The 15,461-nt window shown below is 71.6% G+C and carries 13 protein-coding genes, 1 pseudogene and 1 riboswitch; of the genes and pseudogenes, 7 read left to right on the top strand and 7 right to left on the bottom strand.

Annotated elements, in window-relative coordinates; translation table 11 throughout:
• Positions 1-53: 53 nt before the first annotated feature.
• The 3 genes from OG965_RS30105 to OG965_RS30095 form a co-directional block, all read right to left on the bottom strand.
• The gene (locus OG965_RS30105; RefSeq protein WP_371655177.1) at positions 54-824 is read right to left on the bottom strand and encodes a M23 family metallopeptidase; all 771 of its coding nucleotides are present in this window, start codon (positions 822-824) and stop codon (positions 54-56) included.
• Positions 825-837: 13 nt separating this feature from the next.
• A riboswitch (cyclic di-AMP (ydaO/yuaA leader) is annotated at positions 838-998 on the bottom strand.
• Positions 999-1,211: 213 nt separating this feature from the next.
• Entirely contained in the window at positions 1,212-2,579 is a 1,368-nt protein-coding gene (locus tag OG965_RS30100) for a M16 family metallopeptidase (protein ID WP_371657103.1), read from the bottom strand.
• Between the two features lie 17 nt (positions 2,580-2,596).
• Positions 2,597-3,949, bottom strand: a complete 1,353-nt coding sequence (locus OG965_RS30095) for a M16 family metallopeptidase (protein WP_371655176.1) — start codon at positions 3,947-3,949, stop codon at positions 2,597-2,599.
• A 180-nt stretch (positions 3,950-4,129) separates the two neighbouring features.
• Between OG965_RS30095 and OG965_RS30090 the strand changes: the two genes are divergently transcribed.
• On the top strand, positions 4,130-6,580 hold the full coding sequence (locus tag OG965_RS30090; RefSeq protein WP_371655175.1) for a DNA topoisomerase (ATP-hydrolyzing) subunit A: 2,451 nt from the start codon (positions 4,130-4,132) through the stop codon (positions 6,578-6,580).
• A 34-nt stretch (positions 6,581-6,614) separates the two neighbouring features.
• On the opposite strand, the gene OG965_RS30085 is transcribed toward OG965_RS30090, so the two are convergent.
• Positions 6,615-7,766 (bottom strand): GTP-binding protein, encoded by a 1,152-nt coding sequence (locus tag OG965_RS30085; RefSeq protein ID WP_371655174.1) that lies wholly within the window; start codon positions 7,764-7,766, stop codon positions 6,615-6,617.
• Between the two features lie 254 nt (positions 7,767-8,020).
• Between OG965_RS30085 and OG965_RS30080 the strand changes: the two genes are divergently transcribed.
• From OG965_RS30080 to OG965_RS30055, 6 genes and pseudogenes are all read left to right on the top strand, one after another.
• A complete protein-coding gene (locus tag OG965_RS30080) occupies positions 8,021-8,728 on the top strand; it encodes a DUF6082 family protein (protein WP_371655173.1) in 708 nt (235 codons plus the stop codon).
• A gap of 24 nt (positions 8,729-8,752) precedes the next feature.
• A complete protein-coding gene (locus OG965_RS30075; protein ID WP_371655172.1) occupies positions 8,753-9,334 on the top strand; it encodes a DUF6082 family protein in 582 nt (193 codons plus the stop codon).
• A gap of 95 nt (positions 9,335-9,429) precedes the next feature.
• Positions 9,430-9,666: a hypothetical protein gene (locus tag OG965_RS30070; RefSeq protein ID WP_371657102.1), complete on the top strand. Its 237-nt coding sequence runs from the start codon at positions 9,430-9,432 to the stop codon at positions 9,664-9,666.
• 197 nt (positions 9,667-9,863) lie between these two features.
• The gene (locus OG965_RS30065) at positions 9,864-11,567 is read left to right on the top strand and encodes an ATP-binding protein (protein ID WP_371655171.1); all 1,704 of its coding nucleotides are present in this window, start codon (positions 9,864-9,866) and stop codon (positions 11,565-11,567) included.
• Complete coding sequence (locus tag OG965_RS30060) at positions 11,564-12,241, top strand: response regulator (protein ID WP_371655170.1); 678 nt, start codon at positions 11,564-11,566, stop codon at positions 12,239-12,241. The genes OG965_RS30065 and OG965_RS30060 overlap by 4 nt, the downstream gene beginning before the upstream one ends.
• Before the next feature lie 30 nt (positions 12,242-12,271).
• Positions 12,272-12,508: pseudogene (locus tag OG965_RS30055) on the top strand (helix-turn-helix domain-containing protein); the annotation flags it as partial.
• Positions 12,509-12,564: 56 nt separating this feature from the next.
• Here the strand turns inward: OG965_RS30055 and OG965_RS30050 are convergent.
• From OG965_RS30050 to OG965_RS30040, 3 genes are all read right to left on the bottom strand, one after another.
• Complete coding sequence (locus tag OG965_RS30050) at positions 12,565-14,163, bottom strand: cation acetate symporter (protein ID WP_371655169.1); 1,599 nt, start codon at positions 14,161-14,163, stop codon at positions 12,565-12,567.
• A complete protein-coding gene (locus OG965_RS30045) occupies positions 14,160-14,636 on the bottom strand; it encodes a DUF485 domain-containing protein (protein ID WP_371655168.1) in 477 nt (158 codons plus the stop codon). Before OG965_RS30045 ends, OG965_RS30050 begins: the two co-directional genes overlap by 4 nt.
• A 98-nt stretch (positions 14,637-14,734) precedes the next feature.
• Positions 14,735-15,397 carry a response regulator gene (locus OG965_RS30040; protein ID WP_371655167.1) on the bottom strand — a complete coding sequence of 221 codons (663 nt, stop codon included), beginning with the start codon at positions 15,395-15,397 and terminating at the stop codon, positions 14,735-14,737.
• Positions 15,398-15,461: the final 64 nt, after the last annotated feature.

Below are 15,461 nucleotides of genomic sequence, written 5' to 3'. Positions count from 1 at the left end.
GCCCCCGGCGCGGGACGCCGGGGGCTTGGGGGAGACGTGCGGAGACGGCCGCGTCAGACGTTGACGCCGTGCGAGCGCAGATACGCGATCGGGTCGATGTCCGAGCCGTACCCCTCGCCGGTGCGGGCCTCGAAGTGGAGGTGCGGGCCGGTGGTGTTGCCGGTGTTGCCGGAGAGGCCGATCTGCTGGCCCGGCTCGACGCGCTGGCCGACGGAGACACCGATGGACGACAGGTGGCCGTACTGCGTGTACGTGCCGTCGTTCATCTGGATCACGATGTTGTTGCCGTAGGCGCCGCCGTAGCCCGCCTCTACGACGGTGCCCAGGCCCACGGCGTGTACCGAGGTGCCCATGCCCGCGTGGAAGTCGATGCCGGTGTGGCTGCCGGAGGACCAGATCGAGCCGCCGGTCTTGTAGCCGGTGGAGACGTAGCTGCCGTCGATCGGCGCGACGAAGGAGTTGAGGCGCTTGCGCTCGGCCTCGCGGGCGGCGCGCTCCTTGGCGGCGCGCTCCTCCTTGGCCTTCGCCTCGGCCTTGCGCTTCGCCTCGGCGGCGGCGCGGGCCTTGTCGGCGGCGTGCTTCTGGGCGGCGGCCTGGGCGTCGATGCGGTCGGCGAGGGAGTCGCCGATCACGATGGCCTGGGTGATGCCGGTGTCCTCGACGGAGGCCGCGGCGGGCGCCGAGCTCTCGGCGGCCATGGCCGGGGAGGCGAGGGTGCCCACGACGCCGGCGGTGGCGAGGGTGGCGATGCCCGCTATGTTCGCGCTCTTGCGCGACATGGCGCTCGGACGACGGTGCTTCCCGGTGGCACGGGTGAACGCCATGAAGGGGCGGTGTCCTTTCCTTCCATCTCGCCTACCGGGTTAGCTGACGGGTTCGGAGCTGGAAGGTCTCCTACGGGCTCCTCCGCGGGCGGAGGCGTCCGATTCACCCCAGGGACTGAGTGGGTCCCCGGCTCCCCTGGCTCGCGCCAGTTGGGGACTCGGCGATCGCTGTCCGGTGCCGCGGCTGCGACGGGTGGTGACGGACAGCGCGACCGACGCTAGACGGCTGATCTTTCAATCACCAAACAGACACGTCTTTTTGTTGCACACGCCACATGACAGACAGGCAACCTCCCCAACAAATCGGACATACAGGAGGACCCCGGCGGCACATCGGCCACCGGGGTCCTCCTCCGCGCACGCGTCCGCGCGTGGCGGTCCGCTCAATCAGCCCGCGACGACGGTGACTTCACCGATGCCGAGCGCCTTGACGGGCTCCTCGATCTGCGCCGCGTCCCCGACGAGGACGGTCACCAGACGGTCCACCGGGAAGGCGCTGACGACCGCCGCGGTGGCCTCCACGGTGCCCGTGTCGGCCAGCAGCGCGTACAACTGCGCCTGGAAGTCGTCCGGGAGGTGCTGCTCGACCTGGTCGGCCAGCGTCCCGGCGACCGCGGCCGCCGTCTCGTACTTCAGCGGGGCCACGCCCACCAGGTTCTGCACGGCGGTCTCCCGCTCGGCGTCCGTCAGCCCCTCGGCGGCGAGCTTGCGCAGCACCGTCCACAGGTCGTCGAGCGCCGGGCCGGTGTTGGGCGTGTCGACCGAGCCGCTGATGGCGAGCATGGCCGCGCCGGTGCCCTCCGCGCCGGAGCGCAGCACCTGACCGTACGCACGCACTCCGTACGTGTAGCCCTTCTCCTCGCGCAGGACGCGGTCCAGGCGGGAGGTGAGCGTGCCGCCCAGGCAGTACGTCCCGAGGACCTGGGCGGGCCAGACGCGGTCGTGGCGGTCCGGGCCGATCCGGCCGATCAGCAACTGCGTCTGGACGGCGCCGGGCCGGTCCACGATGACCACGCGGCCGGTGTCGTCGGCGGTGACCGGAGGCATCGGGCGCTCCACCGCCGCGGTGCCGGTCCAGGCGCCCAGGGTGTCCGCCAGGATCGCGTCCAGGTCGGTGGCGCCCAGATCGCCCACGACCACCGCGGTGGCCGCCGCCGGGCGTACGTACGCCTCGTAGAAGGCCCGCACCGCACCCGCGTCGATCCGTGTGACGGTCTCCTCGGTGCCCTGGCGCGGGCGCGACATGCGCGCGGTGGCCGGGAAGAGCTCCCTGGAGAGCTGCTGGGCGGCGCGGCGGGCCGGGTTGGCCAGCTCGTGCGGGATCTCGTCCAGGCGGTTGCGGACCAGCCGGTCGACCTCCGCGTCGGCGAACGCGGGGGCGCGCAGCGCCTCCGCGAGCAGGCCGAGCGCCTTGGCCAGCCGGGAGACCGGCACCTCAAGGGAGACCCGCACACCCGGGTGGTCCGCGTGCGCGTCCAGGGTGGCGCCGCAGCGCTCCAGGTCGGCGGCGAACTCCTCGGCGGAGCGCTTGTCGGTGCCCTCGGAGAACGCGCGCGCCATGATCGTGGCGACGCCGTCAAGGCCCGTCGGCTCGGCGTCCAGCGGGGCGGCGAGGAAGATCTCGACGGCCACGACCTGCTGGCCGGGGCGGTCGCAGCGCAGCACGGTGAGCCCGTTGGGCAGGGTGGCGCGGCCGGGGGCGGGGAACGCCCAGGGACGCGCGGTGCCGGCGGCCGGCTGGGGGTGGAACTGCATGGTCACGCCGGTCTCGCTCACTGCGCTGCTCCCTCTGCGTCGGCGTCGGCCGCGTCGTCTGCTTCGGCGGTGGTCGGCTCGTACACCAGCACCGCCCTGTTGTCCGGGCGCAGGGTGGCCCGGGCCGCGTCCCGCACCTCCTCGGCGGTGATGTCGAGCACCCGGTCGACGGCGGTCAGGGCGAGCTGGGGGTCGCCGAACAGCACCGCGTACCTGCAGAGTTCGTCGGCGCGGCCGGCGACCGTGCCGAGCCGGTCCAGCCACTCGCGCTCCAGCTGGGCCTGGGCGCGCTCCATCTCCTCGGCCGTGGGGCCCTCTTCGGCGAACCGGGCCAGCTCGTCGTCGACGGCCGACTCGATGTCGGGGACCTCGACGCCGCCGGACGTCTTGACGTCCAGCCAGCCGAGCGAGGGCGCGCCGGCGAGGCGCAGCAGGCCGAACCCGGCCGCCACGGCGCTCTGGTCGTGGCGCACCAGACGGTTGTGGAGGCGGGAGGACTCGCCGCCGCCGAGGACGGTGAGCGCCAGGTCGGCGGCGTCGCACTCGCGCGTGCCGTCGTGCGGCAGCCGGTAGGCGGCCATCAGGGCGCGTGCGGGGACGTCCTCGTGGACGACCTCGCGCAGCTGCTCGCCGATCACGCCGGGCAGCTCGCCGTCGCGCGGCGGCTGCTTGCCGTCGTGGAACGGGATCGAGCCGAAGTACTTCTCGATCCAGGCGAGCGTCTGCTCGGGGTCGATGTCGCCGACGACGGAGAGGACCGCGTTGTTCGGCGCGTAGTACGTACGGAAGAAGTTCCGCGCGTCCTCCAGCGTCGCCGCGTCCAGGTCGGCCATGGAGCCGATCGGCGTGTGGTGGTACGGGTGGCCCTCCGGGTAGGCCAGCGCGGTGAGCTTCTCGAACGCCGTGCCGTACGGCACGTTGTCGTACCGCTGGCGGCGCTCGTTCTTGACGACGTCGCGCTGGTTCTCCATGGACTCCTCGTCCAGTGCGGAGAGCAGCGAGCCCATACGGTCGGCTTCCAGCCACAGCGCCAGTTCGAGCTGGTGGGTGGGCATGGTCTCGAAGTAGTTGGTGCGCTCGAAGCTGGTGGTGCCGTTGAGCGAGCCGCCCGCCCCCTGCACCAGCTCGAAGTGACCGTTTCCGTGGACCTGGTGCGAGCCCTGGAACATCAGGTGCTCGAAGAGGTGCGCCAGGCCCGTGCGGCCCTTGACCTCGTGGCGGGAACCCACGTCGTACCAGAGGCAGACCGCGGCGACCGGGGTCAGGTGGTCCTCGGAGAGCACCACGCGCAGGCCATTGGCCAGCCGGTGCTCGGTCGCTGTCAGGCCGCCGGAGCCGGCCTGGGCGGTGGCCGTGTGACCCATGGGCATGTACGTCCCTTCGATCGCGGTGAAGAAGTCCTGCCACTGTATGCAAGCGCACCGACACCTGGCGAAGTTCCCGGGTCGCGGTCGGCGTTGTCAGTGGGACGGTCCACAATGGTCGGCGTCAGCAGCAGACCTTGTTGGTGGTCGCTAGAAGAACTCGTTGGTGAAGGAGCCGCAGCCGCGATGGCCCGCCGCAGCACGAAGACCCCGCCGCCGGACGATTTCGAGGAGAAGATCCTCGACATCGACGTCGTGGACGAAATGCAGGGCTCCTTTCTTGAGTACGCCTACTCGGTGATCTACTCGCGGGCCCTGCCGGACGCCCGCGACGGCATGAAGCCGGTCCACCGCCGCATCGTCTACCAGATGAACGAGATGGGCCTGCGCCCCGAGCGCGGCTACGTGAAGTGCGCGCGCGTGGTCGGCGAGGTCATGGGCAAGCTCCACCCGCACGGCGACGCGTCGATCTACGACGCACTCGTGCGGATGGCGCAGCCCTTCTCCATGCGCGTGCCGCTCGTCGACGGCCACGGCAACTTCGGTTCGCTCGGCAACGACGACCCGCCGGCCGCGATGCGCTACACCGAGTGCAAGATGGCCGACGCCACCTCGCTCATGACGGAGTCGATCGACGAGGACACCGTCGACTTCTCCCCGAACTACGACGGCCAGGAGCAGGAGCCGGTGGCCCTGCCCGCCGCGTTCCCGAACCTGCTGGTCAACGGCGCGACGGGGATCGCGGTCGGCATGGCGACCAATATGCCGCCGCACAACCTCGGCGAGGTCATCGCCGCCGCCCGCCACCTGATCCGGTATCCGAACGCGGACCTGGAAGCGCTGATGCGCTTCGTCCCCGGCCCCGACCTGCCGACCGGCGGCCGGATCGTCGGCCTGTCCGGCATCAAGGACGCGTACGAGTCGGGCCGCGGCAGCTTCAAGATCCGCGCCAAGGTCGCGGTGGAGAACGTGACGGCCCGCCGCAAGGGCCTGGTCGTCACGGAACTGCCGTTCACGGTCGGCCCGGAGAAGGTGATCTCCAAGATCAAGGACCTGGTCGGCTCGAAGAAGCTCCAGGGCATCGCCGACGTCAAGGACCTCACCGACCGCTCGCACGGTCTGCGCCTGGTCATCGAGGTCAAGAACGGCTTCGTCCCCGAGGCCGTCCTGGAGCAGCTCTACAAGCTGACGCCGATGGAGGAGTCCTTCGGCATCAACAACGTGGCGCTGGTGGACGGCCAGCCGCTCACCATGGGCCTCAAGGAGCTCCTGGAGGTCTACCTCGACCACCGCTTCGAGGTCGTGCGCCGCCGCAGCGAGTTCCGCCGCACCAAGCGCCGCGACCGGCTGCATCTGGTGGAGGGTCTCCTCGTCGCGCTCCTCGACATCGACGAGGTCATCCGTCTCATCCGGTCGAGTGACAACTCGGCGCAGGCCAAGCAGCGCCTGATCGAGCACTTCTCGCTCAGCGAGATCCAGACGCAGTACATTCTGGACACCCCGCTGCGCCGCCTCACCAAGTTCGACCGCATCGAGCTGGAGAGCGAGCGCGACCGGCTCACCGGCGAGATCGACGAGCTGACCGGGATCCTGGAGTCCGACACCGAGCTGCGCAAGCTGGTCTCGACCGAACTGGCCGCGGTGGCCAAGAAGTTCGGCACCGAGCGGCGGACGGTCCTGCTGGAGTCGGCGGGCGCGCCGGTCGCGGCCGTGCCCCTGGAGGTCGCGGACGACCCGTGCCGGGTGCTGCTCTCCTCGACGGGCCTGCTGGCGCGTACGGCGAACGCGGAACCGCTCGCGGAGGCCGAGCGGCGCACCAAGCACGACGTGATCGTGTCCGCGGTGCCCGCGACCCAGCGCGGCGACGTCGGCGCGGTCACCTCGACCGGGCGGCTGCTGCGGCTCGCCGTGATCGACCTGCCGCAGCTGCCGGACACGGCGGCCGCGCCCAACCTCTCGGGCGGCGCCCCGGTGTCGGAGTTCCTGACGCTGGAGGCCGACGAGACGCTGGTCTGTCTGACGACCCTGGACGAGTCGTCGCCGGGGCTGGCGATCGGCACCGAGCAGGGCGTGGTCAAGCGCGTGGTGCCCGACTATCCGGCCAACAAGGACGAGCTGGAGGTCATCACCCTCAAGGACGGCGACCGGATCGTCGGTGCGGCGGAGCTGCGCACCGGTGAGGAGGACCTGGTCTTCATCACGGACGACGCCCAGTTGCTGCGCTACCAGGCCTCGCAGGTGCGGCCGCAGGGCCGCCCGGCGGGCGGTATGGCGGGCATCAAGGTCACCGAGGGCGCCAAGGTGATCTCGTTCACCGTGGTCGACCCGGCGGCGGACGGGGTGGTGTTCACGGTGGCGGGCTCGCGCGGCACGCTGCTCGGGGACTCGGCGGCGACCGTCAAGCTGACGCCGTTCGACCAGTATCCGCGCAAGGGCCGGGCCACCGGCGGGGTGCGCTGCCAGCGGTTCCTGAAGGGCGAGGACATGCTGGTCCTGGCCTGGGCGGGCGCGGCCCCGGCGAAGGCGGCGCAGGCCAACGGCACGCCGGTGGAGCTCCCGGAGCCGGACCCGCGCCGCGACGGCTCGGGCACACCGCTGGGGCACACGGTGACGGTGCTGGCGGGGCCGGCGTCGTAGCGGGCTCGGTTCGTCGGCGGACCCGGGGGCGGGGCTATGCGTCCGCGCCCGGGTCCGCCTCGGCCTCGTTCGCGTCCTCCTCGGCCTCGTCCTCCTGCTGTACGTATCGCAGGACGCCCCACATGGCGTGCTCGTCCGGGGTGCCCTGCGGCGCCGGGGCCACGGCCGCTTCCAGTGACTTGCGCAGCCCCTCGGCGTCGATGCGGGAGCCGATGAGGACGAGCTGGGTGAGGCGCTCCTCGCCGGGCGGCCAGGGCTCCGGGTAGAAGCGCAGGAAGCGGCCGACGGCGTGGACGCCGTAGCGGTTGCGCGGGTCGGCCGCGCCGAAGTCGACGAACCCCTTGATGCGGTAGAGGCCTTCGGGGCGGCTGTCGAGGAAGGCCATCAGCCGGCGCGGGTCCATGGGCGCGGCCGAGGTGAAGGCGACGGACTCGTACGCGGTGTGCAGATGGGCCGCGTGCCCGTGCCCGTGCCCGCACTCGGGGCCGCACGCCTCCCCGTGCCCGTGCTCCTCCCCGTGTCCGTGCGCCTCCTCGTCGTCCAGCAGGTCCTCGAAGGCGAGCTGGCCGACCCGCTCGGTGCTCGGCCTGCGGTCGAAGAACAGCTCCGGGTCGACCCGGCCGTACACGGACTCGACCACCGACGCGGCCCCGCCCAGGGACGCGCGCAGCCGGTCGAGGCCGGCCCACGGCACCCGGTCGGTCTTGTTGAGCACCACGAGGTCAGCGACCGCGAGGTGCCGGTCGATCTCGGGGTGCTTCTCGCGGGTCGCCTCGTACTCGGCCGCGTCGACGACCTCGACGAGCCCGCCGTACACGACCCGGGGGTTCTCGCTGGCCAGGACCATCCGCACCAGCTCCTGCGGCTCGGCGAGACCGCTCGCCTCGATGACGACGACGTCGAGCCGGGCGGCGGGCCGGGTCAGCTTCTCCAGATAGACGTCGAGCTCGCTCGCGTCGACGGCGCAGCACAGGCAGCCGTTGCCGAGCGACAGCGTCGAGTCGCCGAGTTGTCCGGCCACGGTCATCGCGTCGATCTCGATGGACCCGAAGTCGTTGACGATCGCCCCGATCCGGGTGCCCCTGCTGGCCCGGAGCAGATGGTTGAGCAGGGTGGTCTTGCCCGAGCCGAGGAAGCCCGCGAGGACGACGACGGGGATCTGCTGGGCCGGACCGGTCGGACTCACGAGGGGGACCTCTCTCAGGCGGGGCGGGCGGGGCTCGGGGATGTTCCCCGAGCCCGCTCCAGGATATTGGCGCCCCGGGGCGGGGCGGCCCGGGGCGAGGTCGGCCCAGCCCGACCACCCGCGGCGCGTCCCGGCGCACACCCCCGCGCCCGAGCGCCCACCGCCCGTGGCCGGAACGCGCGCGCCCGCCGTCCCGGCCGCGCGTCGCCCGGCGGGCGCGCGGGCAGATTGACTGCCCACCCTCGGGAGGTCTCATGCCAGGAACGACAGCCCCGTCCGGCCGGCTCCGCTCCACCGCGAAGTTCGCCCTCTGGACGGCCGCCACACTCGCCGGAACCGCCCTGGTGAGCGCGGCCGCCGTGCTGGTCAGCGGCTGGCTCATCGACACCGTCCAGCGGCGCGAGGGCAGCCTGGACCGCGCCGAGCGCCGCAGCCAGATCGGCAACTATTTCAGCGCCGCCAGCGCCGTCTTCTCCGGCCTGGCATTCCTCATACTCGTGGTGGCACTGCTGCTCCAATACCAGGAACTGCGCATGCAGCGCACCGAACTCGCGGACCAGCGCGAGGAACTGACCCAGTCCCGCCAGGAACTTCACCGAAGCGCCGAGGCGAATATGCGCTCGCTGCATGTGCAGCTCACCCGGATGGCCATGGAGGATCCGTCGCTCGCGGCGGTGTGGAACGGCTTTCCGGGTATCCCTCACGAGGAGGAGCGACAGTACCTGTTCGCCAACCTGACGTTCGGGCACTTGTTGCTCGCCCGTCAGTGGGGCAGCTATTCGGACGACGAACTGCGCGTACACGCGAGGTCATTACGGAGCAGTGCACCCTATCTTCGGTACTGGGCGCTCTCCAGGGACGCGAAATTCACTCTCCCCGGGGACAGCCACGAAAGGAAACTGGCAGAGCTGATCGACGAGGAGATCAGGGCCACCCAGGGGCCGCCCACTCCCCCACAGTAGTAAAAGTCGTACGGGAGAAGAGACATGACCAGCCAGCACAGAACCGGACAGCACGACGGCACGGTGACGACGGCGGCGCTCGCGGCGGGTGCCGTGGCGCTGGCCGCCGTCCTCAGCCTGGCGCTCGGCGCCGGGTTCCACGCGATCGCCCCGGCGGCCGGCACGGCCTCCGCCGGCGGCGTCTTCGCCGGGCTCGCCATCGCCGCGGGCGCCGCCGGACTCGCCCTCCAGCACCGGCTGCTGGCCCGCCGGATCACCCTCACCCACCAGCACCGGCTCCACTTCGACCTGCTCAGCAAGGCCATCGACGACCCCGAACTCGCCGCCGTCCTCGATACGTTCGAGGAGGACGTGCCCCCGGTGAAACAGCGGCAGTTCCTCTACGCGAACGCTCTCTACAGCAATGTGCTGCACGCCTACCGCACCGGTTCGACGAACGAGAGCGAGATCGGCGGACATCTGCACGTCATCTGCCGCAGTCCTATTTTCCGCGAATACTGGGAGTTCACCCGGCAGCACCGGTCCGAACTCCAGGAGGACTCGCAGGAGGCACGCCTCGGCCGGCGTGTCGACGAGATCGTGCAGAACATCAGCCAGTTGAGGTAATCCTCACCAATTCCATGGGGGCCTACCGCGGCCTGCGGGAGTCTGGTTATCTGTCCTACGACCCAGACTCCTCCGAGCCATTGGAACGGTCCCTGGTGAAAATCGTGCGCCGGGTCGGTGCTTCCCCACGAGAACGCGGCAGCCTGTCGGGGCAGACATGCCCCGACATCTTCGAGCTGAGTGACGGCCGTTTCGCCGTCATCGGTACGGACGTGACCGAGATCCTGGACGGCAGGCTGCCCCTTGACGCCGCGCGTGCCGATTACGAGCGGATCGTCGTGATCACCCGCGACACGCTCGTGCGTGCCAAGGCGGACATCCCCGAGGCGTAAGGAACGGATAAGGAACGAATAGAGGAGCATAAGGAGCGGATAAGGAATTCACGCCCGCAGCCGGACAGCGGTGTCGCGCGGCAGCCTCCCGGCGGCGTTCAAGTGGTTGCACAGGACCCAGGTGACCAGGAGTGCCGCGGCGCCCACGGTGCGAACAGATTTCGAATGCGCCGCGGAGCCGTCTACCGTGCATAGGCATGAGTGCCGTCCCCAGCACGCCCGCACCCGGACGGCGGCGGTTCGGCTGGCCGCAGCGCGTCTTCTCCCAGGTGCTGCTGATGCAGCTGGCCATCGCCGCCGGTGTCACCGTGCTCGCGACCGGCCTGTTCCTCGCCCCGCTCAGCCACCAGCTCGACGACCAGGCGATGCGCCGGGCCCTCGCCATCGCCGAGTCGACGGCCGCCCAGCCGCAGCTCGCGGCGGACCTGGTCGCGTCCCGGCCCGCCGCCGACGGCCCCGTGCAGCGCGAGGCCGAGCGGGTCCGCAAGGCCACCGGCGCCGAGTACGTGGTGGTCATGGACCGGCGCGGGGTGCGCTGGTCGCACACCGACGGCAGGCAGATCGGCAAGGTCGTCTCCACCGACCCCAGCGAGGCGCTGGCGGGCGAGGAGGTCATGGAGATCGACAGCGGCACGCTGGGCCGCTCGGCGCGCGGCAAGGTGCCGCTGCGGGACTCCGGCGGCGCGATCGTGGGGGCGGTTTCGGTCGGGATCGAGTACGACAGCGTGCGCGCCCGGCTGCTCGCCGCCATCCCCGGGCTGCTCGCCTACGCGGGCGGCGCCCTCGCGGCAGGGGCGCTCGCCGCCTATCTGATCTCCCGCCGGATCCAGAAACAGACCCGTGACCTGGCCTTCTCCGACATCTCCGCGCTGCTCGCGGAGCGCGAGGCGATGCTCCACTCGATCCGCGAGGGCGTGGTGGCGCTCGACCGCACCGGCAAGATCCGGCTGCTCAACGACGAGGCCCAGCGGCTGCTCGGCGTCGGCCCCGAGGCCGCGGGCCGCCCCCTGGACGAGGTGCTCGGCGCGGGGCGGACGACCGATGTGCTCGCGGGCCGCGTCTCGGGCACCGATCTGCTGACCGTACGCGGCCACCGCGTCCTGGTCGCCAACCGCATGCCGACCGACGACGGCGGCGCCGTCGCCACCCTGCGGGACCGCACCGAGCTGGAGCGCCTGGGACGCGAGCTGGACTCCACCCACGGCCTCATCGACGCCCTGCGCGCCCAGGACCACGAGCACGCCAACCGGCTGCACACCCTGCTCGGACTGCTGGAGCTGGAGATGCACGAAGAGGCGGTCGAGTTCGTCACCGAGGTCGTCGGGGTGCACCGGACCACCGCCGAGCAGGTCACCGAGAAGGTCCGCGACCCGCTGCTCGCGGCGATGCTGGTCGGCAAGGCCACCGTGGCGGCCGAGCGCGCGGTCGCCCTGCGCATCACCCCGGACACCCTGCTCCCCGACCGGCTGGTCGACCCACGCGGACTCGTCACCGTCGTCGGGAACCTCGTCGACAACGCGCTGGACGCGGCCGCCGGCACTCCGGACGCCTCGGTCGGAGTGACCCTGCGCGCCGAGGGGCGTACGGCCGTGCTGCGGGTCGTCGACAGCGGCCCCGGCGTCCCCGACGGGCAGCGCGAACTGATCTTCACCGAGGGCTGGTCCACCAAGGCTCTCCCCGCCCACGGCAAGCGGGGTCTGGGGCTCGCCCTGGTCCGGCGGTTCGCCGAGCGGCAGGGCGGGCACGCGCGCGTGGCGACGGGTCCGGACGGCGGGGCCGAGTTCACCGTCGTCCTGCCGGAGGCGCTGAGCGAGGCCCTGGACGGGGATCCGGGCGCGACCGGCCCCGGGAACATGATCATTGCGGAGAACGGGACCGTACTGCATGAGGAGGCGCGATGATCGATGTCCTCGTCGTGGACGACGACCGGCGGGTCGCCGACATCAATGCCGCGTACGCCGAGAAAGTTCCCGGTTTCCGGGTGGTGGCGAAGGCGCATTCGGCCGCGGAGGCGCTCGCGGTCATCGCCGAGCGCCCCGTCGACCTGGTCCTGCTCGACCACTATCTGCCGGACGAGAACGGCCTCGCCGTCGTACGCGAGCTGCGCCGGCTCGGCCACCACACCGACGTGATCATGGTGACGGCCGCCCGCGACGTCAGCACCGTCCAGGCCGCGATGCGCCAGGGGGCACTCCAGTACCTCGTCAAGCCGTTCAACTTCGCGGGGCTGCGCACCAAGCTGGAGGCGTACGCCGCGCTGCGCCGCACCCTCGACGGCGGCGGCGAGGCCGAACAGGCCCAGGTGGACCGGATCTTCGGCGCCCTCTCCGTCTCCGCCGAGCCCGACCTGCCCAAGGGCCACTCCCCCACCACCGCCGAACTGCTGCGCCAGGTGCTGCTCGCGGCCGAAGGCCCGCTCTCGGCGCAGGAGATCGCGGAGCGGGCGGGGGTGAGCCGGCAGACGGCCCAGCGCTATCTGAAGCTCCTGGAGCGGGCGGGCCGGGTGCGGCTCGGTCTGCGCTACGGGGAGACCGGCCGCCCCGAGCACCGCTACGAGTGGGCGACCGGCCGCTGACGCCCGGGTCCGAGTGACGCCCGGGGAGGTCCGAGTGCCCCCGGGCTGCCCAGCGGTCACTCGCTGCCTACGGCCGAGCTGATCCGCGAGGTGCTGCACCACGCGGACCATCCGCTCTCGGCCCATGAGGTGGCGGGCCGCACCGGCCTCAGCCGCTCCACCGCCCAGCGCTACCTGCGGCTCCTGGAGCAGTCCGGCCGCCTCCGCCTCACCCTGCGGTACGGGGAGACGGGCCGCCCGGAACACCGGTACGCCTGGGCGGTGTGACCGGCGGGTCCGCGGACGGGCGGCCCTGACCTCAGGAGGATCGATCCTGCCGACGGCTAGACCGCGCCCGCTCCCGTCAGCGACCGCACCTCCGTCTCCGCGTGGCGGGCCTCGTCCGGCGGCTCGGGTGAGGTCACCGTGCCCAGCCAGCCGGCCAGGAAGCCCAGCGGGATGGAGACGAGGCCCGGGTTCTCCAGCGGGAAGAACTGGAAGTCCACCCCGGGGAACAGCGCGTGGGGCCCGCCGGAGACCACCGGCGACAGCACCACCAGGACCAGCGCGGGAACCAGCCCGCCGTAGACCGACCAGACCGCGCCCCGGGTGGTGAAGTTCCGCCAGAACAACGAGTAGAGCAGCACGGGCAGATTGGCCGAGGCCGCGACCGCGAACGCCAGCCCGACCAGGAACGCCACGTTCAGGTCCCGGGCGAGCAGGCCGAGGCCGATGGCGACCGCCCCGATCCCGGCGGCGGCGACCCGGGCCACCGCCACCTCGCTGTGCTGCCTGGCGTGGCGCCGCCGCAGCGAGGCGTACAGGTCATGGGCGACGGAGGCGGAGGAGGCGAGGGTGATCCCGGCGACGACGGCCAGGATGGTGGCGAAGGCGACCGCGGCCACGACCGCGAAGAGAACCGTTCCGCCTGTGGAACCCGCACCGCCGCCCAGATCGAGCGCCAGCAGCGGTACGGCCGTGTTCCCCGCCGCGTTCGCGGACTTCACCTCGGCGGAGCCGACCACGGCGGCCGCACCGAAGCCGAGCACGATGGTCATCAGATAGAAGCCGCCGATGAGACCGATCGCCCAGACGACCGAGCGGCGCGCGGCCCGGGCGGTCGGCACCGTGTAGAAGCGGGAGAGGATGTGCGGCAGCCCCGCCGTACCGAGCACCAGGGCCAGGCCCAGGCTGATGAAGTCGAGCCGCGCGGTCCAGCCACCGCCGTATCTGAGCCCCGGGGAGAGGAACTCCTTTCCGTGGCCGCTCCGTTCGGCCGCCGTGTTGAGCAGCAGATTGATGTTTCCGTGGAAGCGCATCAGCACCAGCACGGTGAGCGTGACCGCTCCGGCCATGAGGAGGACGGCCTTCACGATCTGGATCCAGGTGGTCGCCCGCATCCCGCCCAGCGACACATAGATCACCATCAGCGCGCCCACGCCGATGACGGTCCACGAGCGGGCCGCGCCGCTGGAGCCGCCGAGCAGCAGCGCCACCAGACTGCCCGCGCCGACCATCTGCGCCACCAGATAGAGAACGGACACGGTGACCGAAGAAGTTCCCGCCGCGATCCGCACCGGGCGCTCGCTCATCCGGGCGGCGATCACATCGGCGAGGGTGAACCGCCCGCAGTTGCGGACCAGTTCGGCCACCAGTAGCAGCACCACCAGCCAGGCCACCAGGAACCCGACGGAGTAGAGCATCCCGTCGTACCCGAAGAGCGCGATGAGTCCGGAGATCCCCAGGAACGAGGCGGCCGACATGTAGTCGCCCGCGATGGCGAAACCGTTCTCCATGGGGGAGAACAGCCGCCCGCCCGCATAGAACTCCTCCGCCGAGCCGCGCCGGTTGCGGCTCACCCAGGTAGTGATCGCCAGCGTCGCGGCCACGAACGCGCTGAACAGCAGCAGCGCCAGCGCCTGATGATCCCGTCCGGCGCTCACCTGGCCATCCCCCGTGTCATCTCCTGGGTGTCCCAGCGCAGTTCGAGCGCGGCCCGGTCCCGGCGCAGCCGCGCATGACGGGCGTACGCCCAGGTCAGCAGGAAGGTGGAGAGGAACTGGCCGAGCCCGGCGACCATGGCGACATTGACCGCCCCGACCACCTGATGGGCCATCAGGTCAGGCGCGGTGGTAGCGGCGACGACATATGCGATGTACCAGGTGAGGAACGCGAGCGCGGCCGGGATCACGAACCTGCGGTAGCGGGCGCGCACTTCCTGGAAGGCAGCGCTGCGCTGCACCTCCAGATAGATGTCGGCCGCGCTGTGCCCCGCGTCCGGCTCTGCTGCCCGCTGCTGCGGCGGAGCGAACGCGGGCACCGTACAGTCCAGTTCGCCCCACCCGGAGGCGAGCGCGTCGTACCAGGGGTCGTCGATCCGTGCCGCCGCCGGTTCGTGCCGTTCCTGTCTCTCCACCGAACAACACTCCTTAGTCCACGGCCCTGTTCGGCCGCGTGCCCAAGGATGGGCAGAGGGGACGCCTCCGCACTCTTCAACGCCCCCTCTTCACCCCATTAGGTGATGGCCGAACCCGGTGGTCGCGAGAGGCCGTGCTGATAGGCGTACCGCACGGCCTGCGCCCGGTCCCTGGCTCCCGTCTTGGCGAAGATGTTGTTGATGTGCGTCTTCACCGTCGCGGTGGAGATGTGCAGCGCACGGGAGATCTCGGGGTTGGACAGGCCCTCCGCGACCAGGCCGAGCACCTCGCCCTCACGGCCGGTGAGCCCGTCGGGCAGCACCGCGGGAGCCGTTGCGGGCGGTGGCGCCGTCACCCGTTCGAGCAGTCGCCGCTGCACCGAGGGGGCCAGACCGGCCTGTCCGGCCAGCACGTCCTGTATCGCCCTGACGATCTCGTCGCCGCCCGCGTCCTTGGTCAGATACCCGCGCGCCCCGGCCTGCAGCGCCGGGAAGAGCGAGTCGTCGTCGGCGTAGGTCGTCAGGATCACCACCTGCGTGCCCGGATAAGCGGAGCGGATGCGGCGGGTGGCCTCGGCCCCGTCGCAGCGCGGCATCCGCAGGTCCATCAGGACCACGTCCGGGGCCACTTCGGCGACCAGCGCGACCGCCTCCTCGCCGTCCTTGGCCGCGCCCACCACCTCGACGCCGGGCAGCAGCCCGAGGAGCATCACGATCCCCTCGCGCACCACCGCCTGGTCGTCCGCCACGACCACGCGCATCGCGCGGCCCCCACTTCCGGGCCCGCCCTCGGCCCCAGCACCTCCCACAGCCACGCCGCCCCCT

Source organism: Streptomyces sp. NBC_00224, from assembly GCF_041435195.1.
Taxonomy (GTDB): Bacteria; Actinomycetota; Actinomycetes; order Streptomycetales; family Streptomycetaceae; genus Streptomyces.
This window is presented reverse-complemented; position numbering and strand designations above follow the sequence as displayed.